Origin of the sequence: Methylobacterium sp. Leaf118 (assembly GCF_920984675.1) — a bacterium.
GTDB lineage: Bacteria > Pseudomonadota > Alphaproteobacteria > Rhizobiales > Beijerinckiaceae > Methylobacterium.
Genome location: NZ_CAKLBV010000057.1, coordinates 1 through 20542, shown reverse-complemented (window position 1 = coordinate 20542; position 20542 = coordinate 1). Strand labels below are relative to the sequence as shown.

The following is a 20542-nucleotide window of genomic DNA, read 5'->3' as shown; positions in this document are numbered from 1 at the left end:
GACAGGCTTGGTACCGCGTCGCCCGCGATCGGCGAAAGGACGGGCGGGGGCTCAGCCCTCCTCCTGCCGCTCCTGGCGCAGCCGCTCCCACCAGGCGAGCCGCTCGCCGTAGCGGCTCTCCATGCCGCGGTCGGTCGGGCGGTAGAAGCGCTGCCGGCCGAGGGCGTCGGGCCAGTAATCCTGGCCGGAGAAGGCGTCGGGCTCGTCGTGGTCGTAGCGGTAGCCCTGGCCGTAGCCGATCCGCTTCATCAGGCCGGTCGGCGCGTTGAGGATGGTGCGCGGCGGCGCCAGCGAGCCCGCCTCCTTGGCGACGCGGGTGGCAGCCTTGTAGGCGGTGTAGACCGCGTTCGATTTCGGGGCACAGGCGAGGTAGACCGTGACCTGGGCGAGGGCCAGCTCCCCCTCCGGCGAGCCGAGGAAGTCGAAGGCGTCCTTGGCCGCGTTGGCGACGACCAGCGCCTGCGGGTCGGCGAGCCCGATATCCTCCACCGCCATCCGGACGAGGCGCCGGGCGATGAACAGGCGGTCCTCGCCCGCGTCCAGCATCCGGCACAGGTAGTACAGGGCGGCGTCCGGGTCCGAGCCGCGCACGGTCTTATGCAGGGCGGAGATGAGGTTGTAGTGGCCCTCCTGGGCCTTGTCGTAGATCGGCGCGCGCCGCTGCACGAGAGTCTGGAGCGTCTCGGCGTCGAGGGTCTCGCCGGCCCGGGCCGAGCGCCAGATCTCCTCGGCCAGCGTCAGCGCCGCCCGCCCGTCGCCGTCGGCCATGCGCACCAGGGCGGCGCGGGCCTCCTCGTCGAGGGGGAGGGGGCGCTGCTCCAGCTGCTCGGCCCGGGCGAGCAGCCGGGCGAGCGCCGCCGGATCGAGGGCGCGGAACAGCAGCACCCGGGCGCGGGACAGGAGCGCGGCATTCAGCTCGAAGGACGGGTTCTCGGTCGTGGCGCCGACGAGGGTGACGGTGCCGTCCTCCATGACGGGCAGGAAGGCGTCGAGCTGGGCCCGGTTGAAGCGATGGATCTCGTCGACGAAGAGCAGCGTGCCCTGGCCGGTCGCCCGGCGCTTGCGGGCCGCCTCGAACACCTTCCGCAGCTCGGCGATGCCGGAGAAGATCGCCGAGATCTGCTCGAAATGCAGCTCCGTCTCGTGGGCGAGGAGGCGCGCCACAGTGGTCTTGCCGGTGCCGGGCGGCCCCCAGAACACCAGCGAGCCCAGCGCCTTCGAGCCGAGCAGGCGGGTCAGCGCCCCGTCCGGCCCGGTCAGGTGCTCCTGGCCGACCACGTCGGCGAGGCGACGCGGGCGAAGCCGGTCGGCGAGCGGGCGCGGCGCGCCGGCATCGAGCCCGGCGGAGGCGAACAGATCGGACATGAGCGGCATGAACACCGCCGCCCGTCCCCGCCGCAAGGGCCGAAGCGCGGCGCGCCCGATCCATACCCGTGTTCCGGCCGTGCGGCGCGTCGGGCCGAGGCGCCGCACGATGGATCGGGGCGCGCGAGGGCCGGGTGCGCCGCGAACCCCGCCGCGCGAACCGCCGGATCGGTCGAATTGATCCGATGATGGTGCAAACCGCTAACCACATCATCGCCCATCGCCAGGCTATGATGGCCGGCGTTGCTGAAGAAAGAGTTCTTTAATCCGGTGCTTCATAGGTTTGTTTTGCACAATACATCGGCCTGATATCAACCCATAGGTCATTGCCATGAATGGATCGCTCGCAGCCTTCGAGCGGCATCTCGGTCACGTTTCACAGGACGCGGCGATGCTGAAGGATTTCCTGGCCAAAGTCCGGACGCCGGACGACCTCGTGACCTATGCCGGCGGGGCCGGATACCGGATCGAACAGGCCTCGGCCGAGTCGCTCTTCGCGATCGGTCAAACCACCTACGACCGCTATAGCGGCAGCCTGAACGACGACGAGCTCGATGCCGTGAACGGCGGCATCAGCTGGGCGATGGTCGGTCTCGGCCTCGGGGCGACCCTCGGCATCGCCGCGGTGACGATCCTGACCATGGGAGCGGCCCCCGCCATCGGCCTCGCCCTCACCTATGGTGCGACGACGATGTCCTCCGTCGTCGGCGGCGTGGTCGCGACGGGCGGCGCTTTCGCCTTCTCCGGCGCGGTGACCCTCGGGGCCGTGGGCAAGGTCGCCGATACGGTGATCGATGCCGTGCACGCGTAAGGGCGCGCCCATTCCCTGATCATCGCGAGCCCGACCTGTCCGGCGGGGGATGGCGAGGGTGTGATCGGACCGGCAATGGGCCTCGCTGGCGAGGCCCAGGCCGTCACGCGATGAGGAAGTCGGATGCCGTGAGCGCGACCTTGTTGTCGAGAATGGCGACCTTCACCTTCACGGCGCTGCCCGAGCCGTCGGCATCGTAGAACAGCTCTCCGGTCGACTGCTTGTAGAGGATGCGGTCGCTCGCATCGGCCACGCCGGAATCGAGGTTCTTGAACGCGGCGGCCGCGAGCGGGCCGGGGGCCAGCGCCCTGAAGATGTCGTCGGAGAGCCGGAACGTGTCGTCGGCGGCGAAGTCGATGATGTGGTCGACATTGCCCGTCCCGAGCCCGTTGGCGAAGACGAAGGTGTCGGCCCCGCCCCGGCCGCTCAGGATGTCGTTGCCCCAGCCGCCGTTGAGCCCGTTGGCGCCGGTGCTGCCGGTCAGGGTCTGGCTGAGGCTGTTCCCGGTCAGGTTGATCGCCCGGTCGCCGGCCGACGCGAGAACCCGCAATTCCTCGATCTCCTGGCCGGCACCCAAAGTGTAGCTCACCCCCGCCGCGACCGCGTCCCGGCCGCCGCCCGTCGCCTCGGTCACCGTGTCGCCGGTGGTGTCGACGAGATAGGTGTCGTTGCCGCCTCCGCCGATCATCGTGTCGGCGCCCGCGCCGCCGTCGATCCGGTTGGCGCCGTCGTTGCCCCGGATGGTTTGCCCGAACGCGTTGCCGGTCAGGTTGATCGCCCGGTCGCCCGCCGACAGCAGGACTCGCAATTCCTCGATTTCCTGGCCGGACGTGAGGGTGAAGTCGATCGCGGTCGCGACCGCGTCCCGGCCCCCACCGGCCGCCTCGAACACCCGGTCGCCCGCGTTGTCGACGAGGAAAGTGTCGTTGCCCGCTCCGCCGGTCATCGTGTCGGCGCCGGTCAGGCCGTTGAGCGTGTTGGCCAGCGCATTGCCCGTGAGCGTGTTGGCCAGCGCGTTGCCGGTGCCGTTGATCGCGGCGCTGCCTTGCAGCACCAGGGCCTCGACATTGGTGGTGAGCGTGTAGGTGATCGTGCTCCGGACCGTGTCGGTGCCTGCATTGGCCGCCTCGACGACCCGATCGCCCAGATTGTCGACGATGTAGAGGTCGTTCCCGCCGAGCCCCGTCAGGGCATCGGCGCCGAGGCCGCCGTCGAGCTTGTTGGCGCCGTTGGTGCCCTGGAGGATATTGGCGAGCTCGTTGCCGGTCAGGTCGATCACGGCGGTGCCGGTCTTGTTGGCCGCGAGCAGCGACTCGACCGACTGGCGCGCCGCGAGCTGGTAGCTCACCGAGGCGATCACCGTGTCGGCCCCCTGGCCGGACTTCTCGATCACCACATCGGTGGCGGAGTCGAGGAGGTAGATGTCGTCGCCGCGCCCGCCGACCAGCGTGTTCCGGGCGCTGTTGGCGACGAGGACGTCGTTGCCGTCGCCTGTCACGGCGCACTCGATCACGCCGCTTCCCATGGTGATCTGCTGGCCGGCGATCGTCGTCTTGCCGCCGGGCGTGAGATCGACGAAGCAATTGCCCGTGACCGCCGCCGCGTCGATCCAGTCGAGGCCGCCGTCGGTGTCGCTCAGGGTGAGGCGCGCGGCGTTGAGCGCGCCCATCGCCGCGAGTTCGTCCGTGTAGTGGTAGACGTCATCGACGGTCGGGCGCGTGCCGTAGGCGACCAGCTCGACATTGGTGAAGACGCCGTCCGCCGTCTCCGGATAGGTATCGACGAACTGGATGGTCCAGGTGCCGGCCGCGGCCTCGCCGCGCAGCGAATCGATACCGAAGGTCCAGGTCAGGCCGTTGGCGGCGGCGTTCCACGCCCCGGTGCTGCCGTCGTGGAGCAGGACCCGGGTGCCCTCGGGCGAGTAGGCGTAGATGTTGACGAAGTTGAAGTTTCCGTGCCGGAAGGTCAGCGTCAGGTCGACATGCTCGAGGATCATCGACGCGGTGACGTTGACGGTTACGTTCAGGTAGCTGCCGTCCGGAATATGGGTGTTGCCGTTGACGGTCAGATTTCCGGTCGAGAAGCGCACCTCGTTGGCGGAGGTCTGGGCCACGGGGCCGAACTGCTTCCAGGCTTCGGCCATGCGCACGGCGCCGTAGACGTCGAGCAGGCCGTAGCCGTAATCGTTGCTGAAGTGCATCCCGCCGCCGTTCCACGTGTCGGCGCCGTTGATCTGCCAGAAATTGTTCTCCTCCGCGGAATGCTGGCTCGCGCCGATGCGGGTGCCGGTATGGGTCGCGGACAGGGCCAGGATCGTCTGGACGTCGCGCCAGCCGAGATTGGGATTGGCCTCCAGCATCAGGGCGACGGCGCCGGAGACGATGGGGGCCGCGGCCGAGGTGCCGTTATAGGTGGTCATGTAGTCGCCGCTCGTGAGGCCGGCGGTGCCCGAGCGGTCGGTGGTGACGATGCTGCCCGCGGATTCGGAGCCGGGGGCGGTCAGGAGGACGCTCGATCCGAAATTCGAGTAGCTGGAGGCGAAGCCATCCTGATTGACCGCCGCGACGGTGATGTTGTGGCGGGTGACGTTGGTGCCGTTGCCGTTGACGTCGAGATCGTCGTTGCCGGCGGACTGCACGATCACGGTCCCGAGCCCGCCGCGTCCGTTGGCGGAGACGTAGGCGTATTCGGCGGCGAGCCGCGCCGCGAAGGCCTCCGGATTGTTGAGGCTTTGGAAGCTGCTGGTATAGGCCGGCGTCGCGTTCCAGGAGTTGTTGGTGACGTCGAAGTTGGTCATCTGGTGGACGGCCGACAGGAAGCCCACCGGGTTCGGCTCGTTCAGATAGGCCGGCGACGTCTTGCCGAGGATGTTCACGCCCGTGAGATTCGCGCGCCAGCTGACGCCGACGACGCCGATGCCGTTGTTGCCGCTCGCGGCGATGAGCCCGGCGGCGCCGGTGCCGTGCCAGTTGTTCTCGTTGCCCGGGCTGTCGTCCGGATCGGGAACGAGGACCCGGCCGTCCACGACCACGTGACGGCTTGCGTCGTATCGGGTCTTGAGGTCGGGATGGCGGTAATCCACTCCCGAATCGTAGACGCCGACATGGATGCCGGTGCCCGTATAATCGTTCCAGATCGCCTCGATGTTGCCGAGCATCCGGAGATGCCACTGGTCGGCGTAGAGCGGGTCGTTCGGGGTCATCATGCGTCTCCCGGCGCCTCGATGCGACCCGCTCCGAGTCGAAATCATCGCAACATTGAAGGGCGCGGCGAATCGCACTTATACGGCAGGGGGCGCATGTCTTAAAGACAGCGTCCTGCTGCTTCGGAGGGCATCAGAGACTGGCTTTGGCGCTCGATCCGCGAATGATCTCGGTCTCACCGAGGCCGGATACCATGGGCGTGCCAGTTGTAACGTTTTCGCGATGTCGTCATCCGCCGTGGCGCAGCGCGCCGATCGTGAAGCGGGCGACTTTTTTTCGCGGACTCTTTGAACCGCCCCTCCGCCTCCCGCGACCAACGAAGGTCAGGGCCGCATCGCGGTCCTCACTCGGAGGAGGTCATCATGTTCGGTTCCCGCAAGCTCGTCCCGCTCCTCGTCGTGGCGGCGCTCGGCACCTTCGGTGCGACGGCGGCCTCGGCGCATGGTCTGGGCCACGGTCATGGCCACGGCCACGGTCATTTCGGGCACGGCCATTTCGGTCATGGTCACGGCCATTGGGGAGACGGCCACGGCCATGGTCATTTCGGCGGCTGGGGCTATTCGACCGTCCTGTACGGCGGCCACTGCCACACCCGCCGGTGGATCAACCCGTTCGGCGACGTCGTGGTGCGCCGGGTCTGCCACTGACCGCCCGTGACCGACCGCGTCCGGCCGAGGGTGTCGCAGGAGCCCGGCCGGACCGACCGACGCCGGACCCCCCGCGGCACCCCGCTCCGTCCGGCGTCACGCCGTCCCACACGCACCCGCCTGGGCCTCGAGGTCCGGGCGGGTGCGTCGTCGTGGTCCGCGTCGCGGTGCCGTGACGGCTCGCCCGCGGCGCCCCAGAGCGCCGGCTGGGCCGTCGCAGCGAAGCCTCCCGGATCGCGGATCCGAGACGCGTCTCTTAGGCTCTGGGCTGCATTGGATTTTTTTCCGGACGCCCTGGCCTCTGCCTGTCGGGCCGAGGCGCCCGCTGTCCCGGGCGCCCGCTGTCCCGGGCGCCCCTGTCCCTCGCGTGCCTGTCCCGCGCGCCCCTGTCGCGGGCGTGGCGGGCTCCCGGGCGCTGGCTGCGCGCGGCGTCGGCGTTTCCCGAGGGACCGCTCCCGGGCCAGATTGGGGCCCGCCCCGGCGCGTGGGGTCACTCGCCCGCGTAGCGCGCGCGGCGGAGGGAGGCGCCCGGCACGCAGGCGGCGATCCGGGACAGGGCGGCCTCGGCGCGGGCCCGCGTCGGATAGGCACCGAGCACCGCGACCTCGTAGCCCGGCGCGAAGCCGCTGAATTTCGCGGAGTTGTCGTTGAAGGGCTGTTCCCCGCAGGCTTGGGCCTGCCGCCGCACCCGCACGACGGCCGCATCGGCGGCCCGGTGGCCCGACCCCCCGTGGATGCCGAAGGAGCCCAGAACTACCCACCAGCCGTCCTCCGCGAGGGGCACCCCGCGCATCGGCTGCGCCTGGAGCGGGCCGGCAAGCCCCAGAAGCGCGAGGATCACGACAACGCGCATCGGGGCTTCTCCCTCGTTCAACGGGCCGGATTGGCCTCCGGCACGGCGAGCAGGACGAGGCCGGGCGTCGCGCGCAACCGGTCGAGGACGGCGCTCGGCGAGAGGCGCGCGTCGGCCCCCTGCGCGAGGCGAAGGCGATAGACCCCCCCGGCCCGCGGCCCGTCGACGATGGACAAGCCGGCCTCCCCCAGCGCGTCCGTGATCTGCGCCGCCGTGGCGGTGGGCGCGAAGGCGACGAGGAAGGCGGCGCCGTCGGTCGAAGGGCCGTCGCCGCCATGGGAGGCGGTCTCGTAGGTCGCCGGCGAACCGCCGAGCCACGTCCCGGTCAGCAGCCCCGCCTGCAGCAGGAGCAGCACCCCGGCGGCGAGGGCGGAACCCGCCAGAACCGGTGGCGACAGGGCCGCCAACCCCTCGCCGATCCGCCGCAGCCAGCCCCGGGCGCCGCGCTCCCGCGCCGCGCGGCTCCCGTCGATCCGCGCGAACAGGGCGTCGCGGGGCCTTCGCGAGGGCGCGCCGAGGGCTTCGTGAACGGACACGGTCGCGTCCCGCTCGGCCTCCACGAGGGCGCGCCGGCGCACGCGCTCCGGATCGCGGGCCAAGACCGCGTCGAGGCGGGCGGCCTCGGCCGGTTTCAGGCGACCGGTGGCGTGCCACGGAAGCAGCAAGTCGTCCTCGTCGCGCTCCGGATCGGTGATGCTCATCGCGGCCTCCTCACGGCCATCCCCGATCGATGCCCGCTGTCAGCAGCAGGTCCGACAGGCGCTTGCGGGCGTGGAACAGGCGGGTCTTCACGGTGCCCGCCGGGATATCGAGAACCTGCGCCACCTCCTCGACGCCGAGCTCGTGGTAATAGACGAGGTCGATCACGGTGCGGTGCTCCAGGGACAGGGCTTCGAGGCAGCGGCGCATGGCCTCCGCCTTGCTCGTCTTCTGCAGCGTGACCTCCGGCGTGTCGGCCTCGTCCTCGACCGCCTCGGCCATCTCGGGCTCCAGCGCCTCGTGCGGGCGCCGACGCAGGCTCGAGAGCGCCTTGAACCGCGCGATGGTCAGCATCCAGGTCGTGACGCTGGACCGGCCCTCGAAACGGCCGGCCTGCTGCCAGACATCGAAGAAAACATCGCTCATCAGGTCCTCCGCCCGGCTCGGGTCGCGCACGATGCGGACGAGGAAGCGGAACACGGCGGTCGAATGCCGGGCGTAGAGACCCTGCATCGCCCCGCGCTCGCCGCCGGCGATGCGCCGGATCAGCTCCTCGTCGGAGGGCGCACTCATCCGCCCTCCTCCATGGGTCGCGCGGGCGCGGCGAACGGTTCACGGACGCGGCGAGAAATCTGCGCGGCGGCCGGCCCCGGACAAGCGAGGGCCGCCCTCACGGCCGGGCCGGTGCGGCGGCGCTCGCCGGGGTCGCGCTCATGCCCTCGGGGGAGGGCGTCGGCTGGGTCTGCTCCGCGGGCGCGGCCAGGGCCCGGATCGCCCCCTCGGCATCGGCGAAGCCGGCCCCGAAGTCCCGGTCCGGTCCCGGCGTGCCGAGGTCCCGGGCGCTCCGGGTCAGCGCGGCCCGAACCTCCGTGGGAGTCAGGCCGGGCTTCGCCTGCAGCATCAGGGCGACCACGCCGCTGATCTGGGCGGCCGCCATCGAGGTGCCCGAGAGAAGCCCGTAGCCCCCGTTCGGCGCCGCCACGAGGATGTCGACGCCGGGCGCGGCGACGCAGAGATGCGCGCCGCGGTTGGCGGCCGGGAACAGCCGGTCCTGCGCGTCGGTCGCGGTCACCGCGATGACGTTCGGGTCCGCGGCCGGGAACAGGGGCGGCGAGGCGGGGCCGGCATTGCCCCCGGCGGCCACATAGACGATCCCGCGGCCGGTTCCGGCGGCGAGAAATTCGGAGAGGACCGCGTCCCAGGGGCCGGCGAAGCTCATGTTGACCACCCGGGCGCCCTTGCGCTCCGCCCAGTCGAGGCCGCGGGCGACGTGGAGGGTGGTGCCCTGGGCCCCGGCCCGGGTCTCGCCCGAGAAGGCCCGCACCGCCAGCAGGCGTGCGTCGGGGGCCGCGCTTGCCAGCTGGGCGCGGGCGCCGACGATGCCGGCGATGGCCGTGCCATGGGGATGCGCTGCCGACGGCGTGCCGCCATCGAGGGCATCATGATGGTCCGACACGGCGTCGCGCAATGCGGGATGACCGCGGTCGGCCTCGGAATCGATGACCGCGACGGTCACGTCCCTGCCCGTCGTGGCGGCGTGCGCCTCCTTCAGGCGGAGCTTGGCGATGACGTACTGGGCCCCGGCGAGGGCGGGCACGGCCTCGCCGACGAGCGCATAGACGTGGTTCGCCTGCGCTGCCGTGACGCGCGGGTCGCGCACCAGGGCCGCGACCACCTCCGCGACGGACCGGCGGTCCTGGAACCGGGCGCGGTGCACGGTCACCGGTACGAGGGTGAAGCGGTCCGACGAGACCAGCCCGAGGCGCTCCCGGCGCAGGATCGCGGGCAGGCTGTCCGGGGGGGCGTCCGCCTTCAGGGAGAACAGCACCTCGCCGGCGACCTCGCCCGGATCGGCGGGGCCCGGCTGGGCGGCAGGCGGGAGCGGTGCGGGCGCGGGGACACGCCGCCGCGGCGGCGGTGGTGCCGCGGCCACCGCTCTCTTGGCCGGCTGCGGCGCCGCGACGGGTTTCGGACGTTCGGGTCTCTTTGCATTCCTCGGCGGGGGCTCGCGAACGGGGGCGGCTTGCCGCGGACGCGGCGCCGGCTCCGCGCGCTGCACCGGCGGGGGCGGCTGCGGCCGCGGGCGAGGCCTCGGCCGGTAGACCGGAGGCCCGTCCTCGACCTCGGCCGGGCGGATCGGACGCCTTGGCGGTAACGCCTCGTCCTCGGCCTCCTCCACCGGCTGGCGCGTGGGCGGGATCAGGCGGGGGATGATGCCGATCACCCCGGGAAGGCCGATCATCGGGCCGCCGCGCGACCCGCCGCCATAGGGACCGTACGAGCCGGGCCCGGTGGGGGCGCGCATCTGCGCCTGGGCGGCAAGGCAACCGGGGACGAGCAGCAGAGCCGCGACCAGGATGCGGCAGGGCCACCCGCGCATGGACCGAACGAGCGGACCCCGCATCACAGCACCTGCTCCCGCGACCGCCCGCCCGCGCCGGAGGGCGACTCCGGGACTGTAGTTGAGCGATCAAACCCAGTCCACGCGGCCCGAACGATCCGGACCGCGCAGTTCTGCCAGCCAAGACCAGGTCTCATTCGCAGACCCGAACCCGCCGAACGTAGACGTTGCCGAAGTCGTCGTAGGTCCGGCGAACCCGGACGATGCACTCGTAGCTGTCATCGGCGGAGGCCGCGACGGCGGAGCCGACCACGACGGCCCCGAGGGCGAGGCCGCCCAGGACGGCGCCGCCATGTCCGAAACCGTGGTGGTGGTGGCCGTGGAAGTGGAAGGGCTTCGCTTCGGCGGCGCCGGCGCCGAGAGTGACGCCGAGGGTGCAGAGGGCGACGATGAGCGTGGTCCGGGTCATGATGGCGATCCTCCGAATGGCTCGGTCCGCGCGGTGCGGTCCCGATATTCATTGGTCGCGTGAGGCCCGGACCCGGTTCATCGATCCGCGAGAAAAAAGTGAATCCGGGAATCGGGCGAAAAACGAAGCGGGCGGGCGCGCCCTGATGGCCCGCCCGCCCGCTTCACGTTTCGCGCGCTCCCGCCGGGCGCTCCCGCCGCGCCGCCGGATGCGCCAGATATCGAAGGCGGCGGCCCTCTCGTCCGGGCGCCGCCATCCGCCCGCGCCTCACGAGCAGCCGGTCGTCGACCCGCAGGTGTCGCATTTCAGGCAGGTTCCGTTGCGGACCAGCGTGAAGTTCGCGCATTCCGGGCAGGATTCGCCGACATAGCCCTTCATCTTCGCCTCGGCCCGGCGGTCGGCGATGCTACGCTCCGCCTTGGCTTCGGGTTTGGCAAAGGGAAGCGCCTCGATGCTTCCGAGGCTATGCGGCTCCGCCTTCAGCGCGGTCGCCCCGCGCATCGCGTGGACCGCGCCGCCGGCCGGTGCCGTCTGGCCCGCGCTGGCCGCGCCGACGCCCACCGTGGCACCGGACGGTCCGCCCTGGATCAGGGTGAGCCGGTCGGCCGAGCCGCGCAGCAGGCCGCGGGAGACCACCGCCGAGGCGGCGGGGGTGGGCCTGCCGCCGTCGCGGGTGGTGTCACCCTCGCCGCCGCCGAGCACGGTGTTGCCGATCTCGGCCGGGTTGACGTGGGCGAGGTCGCTGCGGCCGAGATAGGAGATCGCCAGTTCGCGGAACACGTAGTCGAGCAGCGAGGTCGCGTTCTTGATGGCGTCGTTGCCCTGCACGAAGCCCGAGGGTTCGAACCGGGTGAAGGTGAAGGCCTCGACATACTCCTCCAGCGGCACGCCGTACTGGAGGCCGAGCGAGATCGCGATGGCGAAGTTGTTCATCAGGCTGCGGAAGGCGGCGCCTTCCTTGTGCATGTCGATGAAGATCTCGCCGAGCCGCCCGTCCTCGTACTCGCCGGTGCGCAGATAGACCTTGTGCCCGCCGACCACCGCCTTCTGGGTGTAGCCCTTGCGCCGGTCCGGCATCTTCTCGCGCGCACGGATGCGCTCGATGCGCTCGATCACCCGCTCGACGATCTTCTCCGCGGCCACCGCGGCCTTCGCCGCACTCGGCGCCTGCACCAGGGCCTCGACCACGTCGTCGGCCTCCTCCTCGTCGTCGGCGATCAGGGCCGCGTTGAGGGGCTGCGACAGCTTGGAGCCGTCGCGGTAGAGGGCGTTCGCCTTCAGCGCGAGGCGCCAGGACAGCAGGTAGGCCGCCTTGCAATCCTCGACCGTGGCGTCGTTGGGCATGTTGATGGTCTTGGAGATCGCCCCCGAGATGAAGGGCTGCGCCGCCGCCATCATGCGGATGTGGCTCTCGACCGAGAGGTAGCGCTTGCCGGTGCGCCCGCAGGGATTGGCGCAGTCGAACACCGCGTAGTGCTCACGCTTGAGATGCGGCGCGCCCTCCAGGGTCATCGCCCCGCAGACATGGGTGTTGGCGGCCTCGATCTCCTTCTTGCTGAAGCCGAGGAAGGGCAGCAGCTCGAAGGTCGGGTCGGCGAGCTTCTCGGCCGGCACCTTCAGGGTCTGGGTGAGGAAATCGTCGCCGAGGTTCCAGCGGTTGAACACGAACTTGATGTCGAAGGCCGATTTCAGGCCCGCTTCCACCGCCGCGATCTTGTCGTCGGAGAAGCCCTTGGCGCGGAGCGCGCCCGGGTTGATCGCCGGCGCCTGTCCCATGGAGCCGTGGCCGACCGCGTAGGCCTCGATCTCGGCGATCTCGCTCTCGCGATAGCCCAGCGCCCGCAGGGCGTCGGGCGCCGCCTGGTTGATGATCTTGAAGTAGCCGCCGCCCGCGAGCTTCTTGAACTTCACCAGGGCAAAATCGGGCTCGATGCCGGTGGTGTCGCAATCCATCACGAGGCCAATCGTGCCGGTGGGCGCGATCACCGTCGCCTGGGCGTTGCGGTAGCCGTAGGTTTCGCCGAGCGCGAGCGCCCGGTCCCACGCCGCCTTCGCGTGCACGCCGATATCGCCCTGCGGGATGTTGGCGTGATCGAGCGGCACCGGGGCGACGTTGAGGCCCTCGTAGCCGTGCACTTCGCCATGGGCGGCGCGGCGGTGGTTGCGGATCACCCGCAGCATGTGGGCGGCGTTGTCCGGATAGGCCTCGAAGGTGCCGAGCTCGGCCGCCATCTCGGCGGAGGTGGCGTAGGCCACGCCCGTCATGATCGCGGTGAGGCTCCCGGCGAGCGCGCGGCCCTCCTTGGAGTCGTAGGGCAGGCCCATGGTCATCAGGAGGCCGCCGATATTGGCGTAGCCGAGGCCCAACGTGCGGTACTTGTAGGACAGCTCCGCGATTTCCTTCGAGGGGAACTGCGCCATCATCACGGAGATCTCGAGCACCACCGTCCAGAGCCGGTTGAGGTGTTCGAAGGCGTCCACGTCGAAGTGCTTGGCCTGACGGTCATACATCGTCAGCAGGTTGGCCGAGGCCAGGTTGCAGGCGGTGTCGTCCAGGAACATGTACTCGGAGCATGGGTTCGAGGCCCGGATCCGCCCGCCCTCCGGGCAGGTGTGCCAGTCGTTCATCGTCGTGTTGAAATGCAGGCCCGGATCGGCGGACGCCCAGGCCGCCTCGCCGATCTTCTCCCACAGCTCGCGCGCCTTGGGGGTCTTCACGACCTTGCCGGTGGTGCGCGAGGTCAGGTTCCAGGTCTGATCCGCTTCGACCGCCCGCAGGAAGTCGTCGGTCAGGGAGACCGAGTTGTTGGAGTTCTGGCCGGCGACCGTCAGGTAGGCCTCGGAATCCCAATCGGTGTCGTAGACGGGGAAATCGATCTTGGTGAAACCCTGGCGGGCGAACTGCACCACGCGCTTGATATAGGCGTCGGGCACCATCGCCTTGCGGGCGGCCTTGATCTCGCGCTTGAGCGCCGGGTTCCGGTCCGGGTCGAAGCAGGCATCCCCTTCCGCCTCGCACTGGGTGCAGGCCTTCATCACCGCGGAGAGGTGCTTCGAGACGACCTTGGAGCCGGTCACCAGGGCGGCGACCTTCTGCTCCTCCTTCACCTTCCAGTCGATGAAGGCCTCGATATCGGGGTGGTCGATATCGACGATGACCATCTTGGCGGCGCGCCGGGTGGTGCCGCCGGACTTGATCGCGCCCGCCGCACGGTCGCCGATCTTGAGGAACGACATCAGCCCGGACGACTTGCCGCCGCCGCCGAGCTTCTCGTTCTCGCCGCGCAGCATCGAGAAGTTCGAGCCGGTGCCGGAGCCGTACTTGAATAGGCGGGCTTCCCGCACCCACAGGTCCATGATGCCGCCCTCGTTGACGAGGTCGTCCTGAACGCCCTGGATGAAGCAGGCATGCGGCTGCGGATGCTCGTAGCTCGAGCCCGACTTGATGAGTTCGCCGGTGCGGTAGTCGCAGTAATAGTGGCCCTGGCTCGGGCCATCGATGCCGTAGGCCCAGTGCAGGCCGGTGTTGAACCATTGCGGCGAGTTCGGCGCCACCATCTGGCGCGCCAGCATGAAGCGCAGCTCGTCCTGGAAGGCCGCCGCGTCCTCCTCGGACGAGAAGTAGCCGCCCTTCCAGCCCCAATAGGTCCAGCAGCCGGCCAGCCGGTCGAAGACCTGCGTGGACGAGATCTCGGAACCGTAGCGCTCTTCCTCGGGCAACGCGGCGAGGGCGGACTCGTCGGGAACCGCGCGCCAGAGGAAGGAGGGAACGCTGTTCTCCTCGACCTTCTTCAGGCGGGCCGGCACCCCGGCCTTGCGAAAGTACTTCTGCGCCAGAACGTCGGCCGCGACCTGGCTCCAGCTCTCGGGCACGGAGATGCCGGCCAGCCGGAAGACGACCGAACCGTCCGGATTACGGATCTCGCTCACCGCCTCGCGGAAGGCGATCGAGGCATAGGGAGACTGGCCGGCCGTGGTGTAGCGCCGCTCGAACCGCATGAATCATTTCCCCATGGGACGCGTGGACGCGCCCGGCGCGCCCGAGGCCGCACCGTGTCAGGATGAAAAGCAGGATGTTCGCTCCGGCCGGGTCGCGGCCTGATGAGCCGCGCACGAAGGCCGTCCGAAGCGACGCCCGAACCTTACTGCTCGGCTGCCTCTGACGTCAATAACTAGTGCCGGCTACCCGTGTTCCGCGCTAGATGTTGTGTTCTCGGCCAGAATCCTGTGGATATCGGGCACGTCCCGCTAAGTGCCGTTTCGGCCTTCCGGATTCGGGCGGGAAAAATTTTGGATTCACAGGTCCCACCGAAACGCCGTGCTGCGGCAGGGTTAACGGCCCTCACGAGGGAGGCCGGGCGTGCCGAAAATGCGACAGCGTGAGCGCCTCGCTGGACAGGCGCGCTCCACCTCCGCATAACGCCCGGATCGTGATCGGCCGGCTCGACGCCGCCGGGAGGAACCATGGCCCTCAAGGACACGCTGCTGCGCATCTTCACGTGGTGGAACGGGCAGACGGTGTCACTCGCGCTCGTGACGGCGCGCAGCGGGCAGTTCGTCGGCACGGACGAACTCGGCAACAAGTATTACAAGGCGCAAGGGGCGCTGATCGACCGCTCGGTCGGATCCGAGCGGCGCTGGGTGGTCTATAACGGCTACGCCGACGCCTCCCGCGTGCCGCCGGGCTGGCGTGCTTGGCTGTGCCACAACGGCGACGTGGCGCCGAGCGAGGAGGATTACCAGCCTCGCGAGTGGCAGAAGCCCCACGAGGAAAATCTGACGGGCACGGCCGCCGCCTACCGGCCCAAGGGGTCGCAGCTCTCCTGGGGCGCCCGCCCCGCCGCCACCGGCGACTACGTGCCATGGACGCCGGGCGAGTGAACGGTCGGCCTGCCGCGAACTGAACCGACGCGCGCCGGGCCGCTTGCCGCCTCCATCGGAGAGCCGGGAGTGGAACTGACGCCGGCCGGCGGGATCGCCCTTTTTCCACCACCCTTCGGGTGTTGAGAACGAGCGGACCGATCCACGACCGCGACAAGCCTCATGAGGGCGCCTTGAGCCGCATCCCCGCCCGAAACCTGCGACGGACCGCGCTCGCCACGCTCGCCCTCGGGCTCGCGGCCCTGCCGGCCTCCGCCGACAAGATCAAGAACCCCACCGCGGTGTTCTCCGGCCTCGACAAGATCACGGGCCGGATCGTGACCTTCGAGGTCGCCATCGACGAGACGGTGCAGTTCGGCGCCCTGCAGATGACGCCGCGGGTCTGCTACTCGCGTCCGCCGACCGAGACGCCCAAGACCACCGCGTTCCTCGAAGTCGACGAGGTGACGCTGGACAGCAAGTACCGCCGCATCTTCACCGGCTGGATGTTCGCCGCCAGCCCGGGCCTGCACGCGATCGAGCATCCGATCTACGACGTGTGGCTGACCGATTGTAAGGGCGGCACCGACGTGATCGCCGAGGCGAAGGACCAAGAGGACGTGCCGGCTCTTGCCTCGCGCCCGGAGAAGCCCGGCAAGAAGAAGGGCACCGACGCGAACAAGGCGACCGCGCAGGTCAACCAGAACGGCCAGGTCGATGTCGAGGGACCGCGGGGCGTGCCGGTGCAGCCCAAGCAGAAGCCCTCGCGAAAGTTCTTCCCCAACAACGAGGGCCCGGCCCCGGCGCCGCCCCCGCCCCGCGAGCCGCAGAACCTGTTCGACGCGCTGTTCCGGTAGCGTCGGCGCGCGTCGGCGATCGTCCGGACGACACCGCTCCGGTCCAAGCCCCCGCCCCCGGGCGAGGCGGCCGATCGGGCCGGCCCGGCGCCGTGCGTCCGGCCCGCTTTCGGGTCGGCTTGGGCTGATCCTCCCCTATCCCATCGCGCCCGCCCGAGTGCGATCGCGGCCGAACCCGGCGCCGCACGGATCGCGTGGGGCTGAGGCATGTCACAGCTCAGCTTGGCGACGCGCGGCCCGCTTTTGGGGCCTCAGGCACAAAGACCCGTGCGCCGGAAGAATGAGACGGCACAGTGTCCAATTTTTCCCGATCTCTGCTCGATCAGCACGGTGAACTTCTCAAAACGATACACGGATCTCGGTAGTCGTTACTGAGGGATTGCGCGGAATAATCTTCGCGTCGGCGCCGTTCATGTCAGGAAACGCTTGAGCGGTGGCCCGTCCCGATCGGGCGACGCTCCTGGCCTTCCGCCGCGCCGCACGCGCGATGCATCCGGACTGCCTCTCGTCCGGCCCAAGAGTGCGCGGAGGCCTGACCGCCGGCCCAGCCGGCTCCGGTCCCTTCGCCGAAACCGGCGAGGGGCCGGCCGACCTCGGCCGGATCTCGCGGCGGGGTCGGACGACGTGACAGTCCGCGTTCCGCCCGGGCTCAGGGCGCAGGCGCTTCGGACCGTCCGGTGCCCGCGCGGTGCCACGATCTCGGGACGACCATGGGGGTTCGACCATCCGCGGCGGCAGGCCCGCCGAGCAAAAGGAACCGCAATCCGATGATGATCCATGCGCGAACCGCGAGCTTCGGATCGGACTTGCAGCAGATCCTGCTGCGTACGACGAGCCGGGCCGGCGGTCCCTTCGCATCGAGGGAGTCCGGAAAAGGGTCCGGCCCGTTCTCCGTCGTCGACCGCACCGGGTCGGAGGACTGGGACGAGCGGCTCGGCGAGGAAACTGAGGCGAATCTCTACGCCTTCCGGCCCTGGGGCACCTACAAGGCCCGCCTGAACTGGACCGTCCGGCGCATCGAGATCCGCAGCGAGGACGGGCGGGCGCTCGCCTACGTGCAGTATCAGGTGCGGCGGGTCGGGCCCGCCCGCTTCGTGCTGGTGCAGGGCGGCCCGATTCTGACGGCGGCGGGCGCCGCGCGGGCCGAGCCGGTGCTGCGCGCCTTCCTCGATCACCTCGCGCTCGGGCGCTTCGACCTTCTCGGCGTGAACTTCCACGCGTTCCAGAACAACGAGGCGGTGCCGGCCCTCGTCGCCCTGGGCTTCGTGCCGGTGGTCTCGCCGCGCCACCACACCCTGGAGGTCGATCTGACCCAGGACCTCGAGGCGATCCTGGCCGGGACCGATCCGAAATGGCGGCGCAACCTCGCCAAGGCCCGCAGCAACCCCGACCTCGAGGTGGTGATCCCGACCGAGCCGGACGCGCGCCGGCGGGCCTTCGACCGGTTCACGGCGATGTATGCCGCGCTTCAGGCCCGCAAGGGGTTCTCGAACACGCTGAACCCGGAGGCCTTCCGCGACATCGCCGCGACCGATCCGCGGCTCGTCGTCCTGGAGGTGCGCGAGTGCGGCGAGACGATCCTGGTGCGGATCGCCCACAGGGCGCGGACGCGCTGGACCGACTTCTTCGCCGCCTCGAACGACCGGGGCCGGGCGACGAACGCGGCGGCGCTCTCGGTCTGGAGCCTCGTGGAACGCGCGCGGGAGGAGGGCTGCCCGATCTACGATCTTGGCGGGATCGACCCGGCCGGCAATCGCGGCGTGTACCATTTCAAGCGGGGCCTGAGCCGGCGCGTCGTCCAGAGCACGCCGCTCTGGCTCTACGGCCGCACCGGAGCGCTGCGCAGTGTCGCCGCCGCCCTGCTGGCGCAGCGCTGAGGCGCCTCACTCGGGCCCCTGCGCCTCCAGGTCCGTCAGCACCTCGCTGCCGCGGAAGATCCGCGCCGGGTCGCCCCACTCGGCGCGGCCGGCGGCGGCCTCGGTGAGCCGGCGCTTGTAGACGTGGCGCGGCACCTCCTCGACCCCGAACTGGCTCAGATGCTCGGTGAGGAACTGCGTGTCGGCCAAGCGAAAGCCGCCGCGGCGCAACCGGGCGACGAGGTGGACGAGGGCGACCTTCGAGGCGTCGCGCGCCTCGTGGAACATGCTCTCCCCGAAGAAGGCCGCGCCGAGGCAGACGCCGTAGAGCCCGCCCACGAGACGCCCGCCCTCGTAGACCTCGACCGTGTGGCAGGCGCCGCGGTCGAACAGGTCGCCGTAGAGATCGCGGATGCGGCCGTTGATCCAGGTTCGCGCGGTGTCGCGGCGGGGCGCCGCGCAGCCGTCGATGACGCCGTCGAAGTCGCGGTCGGTGGCGACCTCGAACCGGTCGGAGCGCACGGTGCGGGCGAGCCGCCGGGGCACGTGGAACCGGTCCAGGGGCAACACGCCGCGGGCCCGGGGCTCGACCCAGTAGATGGTCGGGTCGTCGGCATCCTCCGCCATCGGGAAGATGCCCGCCGCGTAAGCCTTGAGCAGGATGTCGGGCGTGATGTCCACGGAGGTGCTGTCGTGCATTCGCACCGTTGTGGCGCCGCGGCCGCCCGAATGCCAGCCCTATCCCTGGGATCGGTGCACACGCCGAACAGGGGCCGCCCCAGGCCGGAGCCGACCTGACCGGATCACCGGCCCAAGGAGGCTCTCGCGCCGATACGGCGCGGGACTTGGGAAGACCCGTCCCGGATCGAAATCCGAGACGCGTCGCCCCGCCAAGAGCCCGACGGCGCCGGCCGCTCAGCGCTTGGGGTCGGTCTCGGACAGCCCCTCGCGGGCGAGGAAATCTTCCAGCCAGTGGATGTCGTAATCGCCGTTCTGGACATCGGCGTTGCGCACCAGGGTGCGGAACAGCGGCAGGGTCGTGTCGATGCCGTCGACCACGAACTCGTCGAGCGCCCGCCGCAGGCGCATCAGGCACTCGTTGCGGGTGCGCCCGTGCACGATCAGCTTGCCGATCAGCGAGTCGTAGTTCGGCGGGATGCGGTAGCCCTGGAAGGCCGCCGAATCGACCCGCACGCCGAGACCGCCGGGAGGGTGGAAGTAGGTGATGAGGCCGGGAGAGGGCCGGAAGGTCGCCGGATGCTCGGCGTTGATCCGGCACTCGATGGCGTGGCCCTCGACCCGGATGTCCTCCTGGACGACCGACAGCCCGCCGCCGGCCGCGACCCGGATCTGCTCGTTGACAAGGTCGATCCCGGTGATCATCTCGGTGACGGGATGCTCCACCTGGATGCGGGTGTTCATCTCGATGAAGTAGAACTGCCCGTCCTCGTAGAGGAACTCGATCGTGCCGGCGCCGAGATAGCTGAGCTGACGCATGGCGTTGGCGCAGATGCCGCCGATCTCGGCGCGCATCGCGGCATCGAGCGCCGGGGAGCCGCCCTCTTCCCAGACCTTCTGGTGGCGCCGCTGGAGCGAGCAGTCGCGCTCGGCCAAATGCACGGCGCCGCCGCGGCCGTCGCCGAGGATCTGCACCTCGATGTGGCGGGGCTTCGTCAGGTATTTCTCGAGATAGACCGCGTCGTCGCCGAAGGCCGCCTTGGCCTCGGTGCGGGCCATGGTGAGCGCCTGCTCCAGGTCGCCCTCGGTGCGGGCGACCTTCATGCCCCGCCCACCGCCGCCGGAGGCGGCCTTGACGAGAACGGGATAGCCGATCTCGGCGGCGACCCGCTTGGCCTCCTCGGGGTCGGTGATCCCGCCCTCCGAGCCCGGGACGCAGGGGATGCCGAGGCGCTTGGCCGTGCGCTTGGCCTCGATCTTGTCGCCCATCACCCGGATATGCTCGGCCTTGGGGCCGATGAAGCCGATATTGTGGTGGGCCAGCACCTCGGCGAAGCGGGCGTTTTCCGAGAGGAAGCCGTAGCCCGGATGGACCGCGTCCGCCCCCGTGATCTCGCAGGCGGCGATGATCGAGGGAATGTTGAGGTAGCTCTCGCGGGCGGCCGGCGGGCCGATGCAGACGCTCTCGTCGGCGAGCCGCACATGCATGGCGTCGGCGTCGGCGGTGGAATGCACCGCGACCGTCGCGATGCCGAGTTCCTTGGCCGCTCGCAGGATGCGGAGCGCGATCTCGCCGCGATTGGCGATCAGGATCTTGTCGAACATCCGCGCCTGACTATTCGATGACGAGGAGGGCTTCGCCGTACTCGACCGGCGTGCCGTCCTCGATGAAGATCGCCGTGACGGTGCCGGCGCGCGGGGCAACGATCTCGTTGAAGGTCTTCATGGCCTCGACGAGCAGCAGCTTGTCGCCGGTCTGCACCTTCGAGCCGACCTCGATGAAGGGCTTCGCCTCCGGCGAGGGCCGCAGATAGGCCGTGCCGACCATCGGCGAGGGCACCGCGCCCGGATGCGCCGCGCCGACCTTGGCGGGTGCCGGGGCGAGGGCGGCCGGTGGCGCCGC

At 70.3% G+C, this 20542-nt stretch carries 16 protein-coding genes; 5 read left to right on the top strand and 11 right to left on the bottom strand.

Translation table 11 applies throughout. The features are described from left to right. Window positions 1-51 precede the first annotated feature (51 nt). Window positions 52-1365, bottom strand: a complete 1314-nt coding sequence (locus LW587_RS19120; RefSeq protein WP_232631181.1) for a replication-associated recombination protein A — start codon at window positions 1363-1365, stop codon at window positions 52-54. A gap of 331 nt (window positions 1366-1696) precedes the next feature. Between LW587_RS19120 and LW587_RS19115 the strand changes: the two genes are divergently transcribed. Continuing rightward, window positions 1697-2176 carry a hypothetical protein gene (locus LW587_RS19115; RefSeq protein WP_232631180.1) on the top strand — a complete coding sequence of 160 codons (480 nt, stop codon included), beginning with the start codon at window positions 1697-1699 and terminating at the stop codon, window positions 2174-2176. Window positions 2177-2279: 103 nt separating this feature from the next. On the opposite strand, the gene LW587_RS19110 is transcribed toward LW587_RS19115, so the two are convergent. After that, entirely contained in the window at window positions 2280-5381 is a 3102-nt protein-coding gene (locus tag LW587_RS19110; protein ID WP_232631179.1) for a S8 family serine peptidase, read from the bottom strand. 360 nt (window positions 5382-5741) lie between these two features. On the opposite strand from LW587_RS19110, the gene LW587_RS19105 reads away from it, so the two are divergent. Continuing rightward, window positions 5742-6026, top strand: coding sequence for a hypothetical protein (locus tag LW587_RS19105; RefSeq protein ID WP_232631178.1), 285 nt, complete (start codon window positions 5742-5744; stop codon window positions 6024-6026). Between the two features lie 490 nt (window positions 6027-6516). Here the strand turns inward: LW587_RS19105 and LW587_RS19100 are convergent, their stop codons facing one another. From LW587_RS19100 to LW587_RS19075, 6 genes are all read right to left on the bottom strand, one after another. Then, a complete protein-coding gene (locus tag LW587_RS19100) occupies window positions 6517-6879 on the bottom strand; it encodes an SPOR domain-containing protein (RefSeq protein ID WP_232631177.1) in 363 nt (120 codons plus the stop codon). A gap of 17 nt (window positions 6880-6896) precedes the next feature. After that, window positions 6897-7580 carry a hypothetical protein gene (locus LW587_RS19095; RefSeq protein ID WP_232631176.1) on the bottom strand — a complete coding sequence of 228 codons (684 nt, stop codon included), beginning with the start codon at window positions 7578-7580 and terminating at the stop codon, window positions 6897-6899. Window positions 7581-7590: 10 nt separating this feature from the next. Further along, window positions 7591-8151 carry a sigma-70 family RNA polymerase sigma factor gene (locus LW587_RS19090; RefSeq protein WP_232631175.1) on the bottom strand — a complete coding sequence of 187 codons (561 nt, stop codon included), beginning with the start codon at window positions 8149-8151 and terminating at the stop codon, window positions 7591-7593. A 97-nt stretch (window positions 8152-8248) separates the two neighbouring features. Then, window positions 8249-9511 carry a S8 family peptidase gene (locus LW587_RS19085; protein ID WP_269780353.1) on the bottom strand — a complete coding sequence of 421 codons (1263 nt, stop codon included), beginning with the start codon at window positions 9509-9511 and terminating at the stop codon, window positions 8249-8251. A 601-nt stretch (window positions 9512-10112) separates the two neighbouring features. Then, window positions 10113-10388, bottom strand: a complete 276-nt coding sequence (locus LW587_RS19080) for a hypothetical protein (protein ID WP_232631174.1) — start codon at window positions 10386-10388, stop codon at window positions 10113-10115. Between the two features lie 267 nt (window positions 10389-10655). Next, window positions 10656-14387, bottom strand: a complete 3732-nt coding sequence (locus LW587_RS19075; protein WP_232631173.1) for a vitamin B12-dependent ribonucleotide reductase — start codon at window positions 14385-14387, stop codon at window positions 10656-10658. Between the two features lie 465 nt (window positions 14388-14852). Here LW587_RS19075 and LW587_RS19070 point away from each other — a divergent pair, with 465 nt between their 5' ends. From LW587_RS19070 to LW587_RS19060, 3 genes are all read left to right on the top strand, one after another. Continuing rightward, window positions 14853-15269 carry an NADH:ubiquinone oxidoreductase subunit NDUFA12 gene (locus LW587_RS19070; protein WP_232631172.1) on the top strand — a complete coding sequence of 139 codons (417 nt, stop codon included), beginning with the start codon at window positions 14853-14855 and terminating at the stop codon, window positions 15267-15269. A 173-nt stretch (window positions 15270-15442) separates the two neighbouring features. Continuing rightward, the gene (locus tag LW587_RS19065) at window positions 15443-16105 is read left to right on the top strand and encodes a DUF2155 domain-containing protein (RefSeq protein WP_232631171.1); all 663 of its coding nucleotides are present in this window, start codon (window positions 15443-15445) and stop codon (window positions 16103-16105) included. 767 nt (window positions 16106-16872) lie between these two features. Then, window positions 16873-17982 (top strand): lipid II:glycine glycyltransferase FemX, encoded by a 1110-nt coding sequence (locus LW587_RS19060; RefSeq protein ID WP_232631170.1) that lies wholly within the window; start codon window positions 16873-16875, stop codon window positions 17980-17982. 6 nt (window positions 17983-17988) lie between these two features. Here LW587_RS19060 and aat read toward each other — a convergent pair whose 3' ends face one another. The 3 genes from aat to LW587_RS19045 form a co-directional block, all read right to left on the bottom strand. Further along, window positions 17989-18660 (bottom strand): leucyl/phenylalanyl-tRNA--protein transferase, encoded by a 672-nt coding sequence (gene aat, locus LW587_RS19055; protein ID WP_232631169.1) that lies wholly within the window; start codon window positions 18658-18660, stop codon window positions 17989-17991. Between the two features lie 216 nt (window positions 18661-18876). After that, window positions 18877-20244 carry an acetyl-CoA carboxylase biotin carboxylase subunit gene (accC, locus tag LW587_RS19050; protein ID WP_232631168.1) on the bottom strand — a complete coding sequence of 456 codons (1368 nt, stop codon included), beginning with the start codon at window positions 20242-20244 and terminating at the stop codon, window positions 18877-18879. A gap of 10 nt (window positions 20245-20254) precedes the next feature. Continuing rightward, on the bottom strand, window positions 20255-20542 hold a 288-nt coding region (locus LW587_RS19045; RefSeq protein ID WP_332839847.1), incomplete at its 5' end, for an acetyl-CoA carboxylase biotin carboxyl carrier protein.

Excerpts from the sequence above, each read along its gene's own strand:
- LW587_RS19120 (WP_232631181.1), bottom strand. The coding sequence starts at position 1,365 with ATGTCCGATCTGTTCGCCTCCGCCGGGCTCGATGCCGGCGCGCCGCGC.
- LW587_RS19115 (WP_232631180.1), top strand. The coding sequence starts at position 1,697 with ATGAATGGATCGCTCGCAGCCTTCGAGCGGCATCTCGGTCACGTTTCA.
- LW587_RS19110 (WP_232631179.1), bottom strand. The coding sequence starts at position 5,381 with ATGATGACCCCGAACGACCCGCTCTACGCCGACCAGTGGCATCTCCGG.
- LW587_RS19105 (WP_232631178.1), top strand. The coding sequence starts at position 5,742 with ATGTTCGGTTCCCGCAAGCTCGTCCCGCTCCTCGTCGTGGCGGCGCTC.
- LW587_RS19100 (WP_232631177.1), bottom strand. The coding sequence starts at position 6,879 with ATGCGCGTTGTCGTGATCCTCGCGCTTCTGGGGCTTGCCGGCCCGCTC.
- LW587_RS19095 (WP_232631176.1), bottom strand. The coding sequence starts at position 7,580 with ATGAGCATCACCGATCCGGAGCGCGACGAGGACGACTTGCTGCTTCCG.
- LW587_RS19090 (WP_232631175.1), bottom strand. The coding sequence starts at position 8,151 with ATGAGTGCGCCCTCCGACGAGGAGCTGATCCGGCGCATCGCCGGCGGC.
- LW587_RS19080 (WP_232631174.1), bottom strand. The coding sequence starts at position 10,388 with ATGACCCGGACCACGCTCATCGTCGCCCTCTGCACCCTCGGCGTCACT.
- LW587_RS19075 (WP_232631173.1), bottom strand. The coding sequence starts at position 14,387 with ATGCGGTTCGAGCGGCGCTACACCACGGCCGGCCAGTCTCCCTATGCC.
- LW587_RS19070 (WP_232631172.1), top strand. The coding sequence starts at position 14,853 with ATGGCCCTCAAGGACACGCTGCTGCGCATCTTCACGTGGTGGAACGGG.
- LW587_RS19060 (WP_232631170.1), top strand. The coding sequence starts at position 16,873 with ATGATGATCCATGCGCGAACCGCGAGCTTCGGATCGGACTTGCAGCAG.
- aat (WP_232631169.1), bottom strand. The coding sequence starts at position 18,660 with ATGCACGACAGCACCTCCGTGGACATCACGCCCGACATCCTGCTCAAG.
- accC (WP_232631168.1), bottom strand. The coding sequence starts at position 20,244 with ATGTTCGACAAGATCCTGATCGCCAATCGCGGCGAGATCGCGCTCCGC.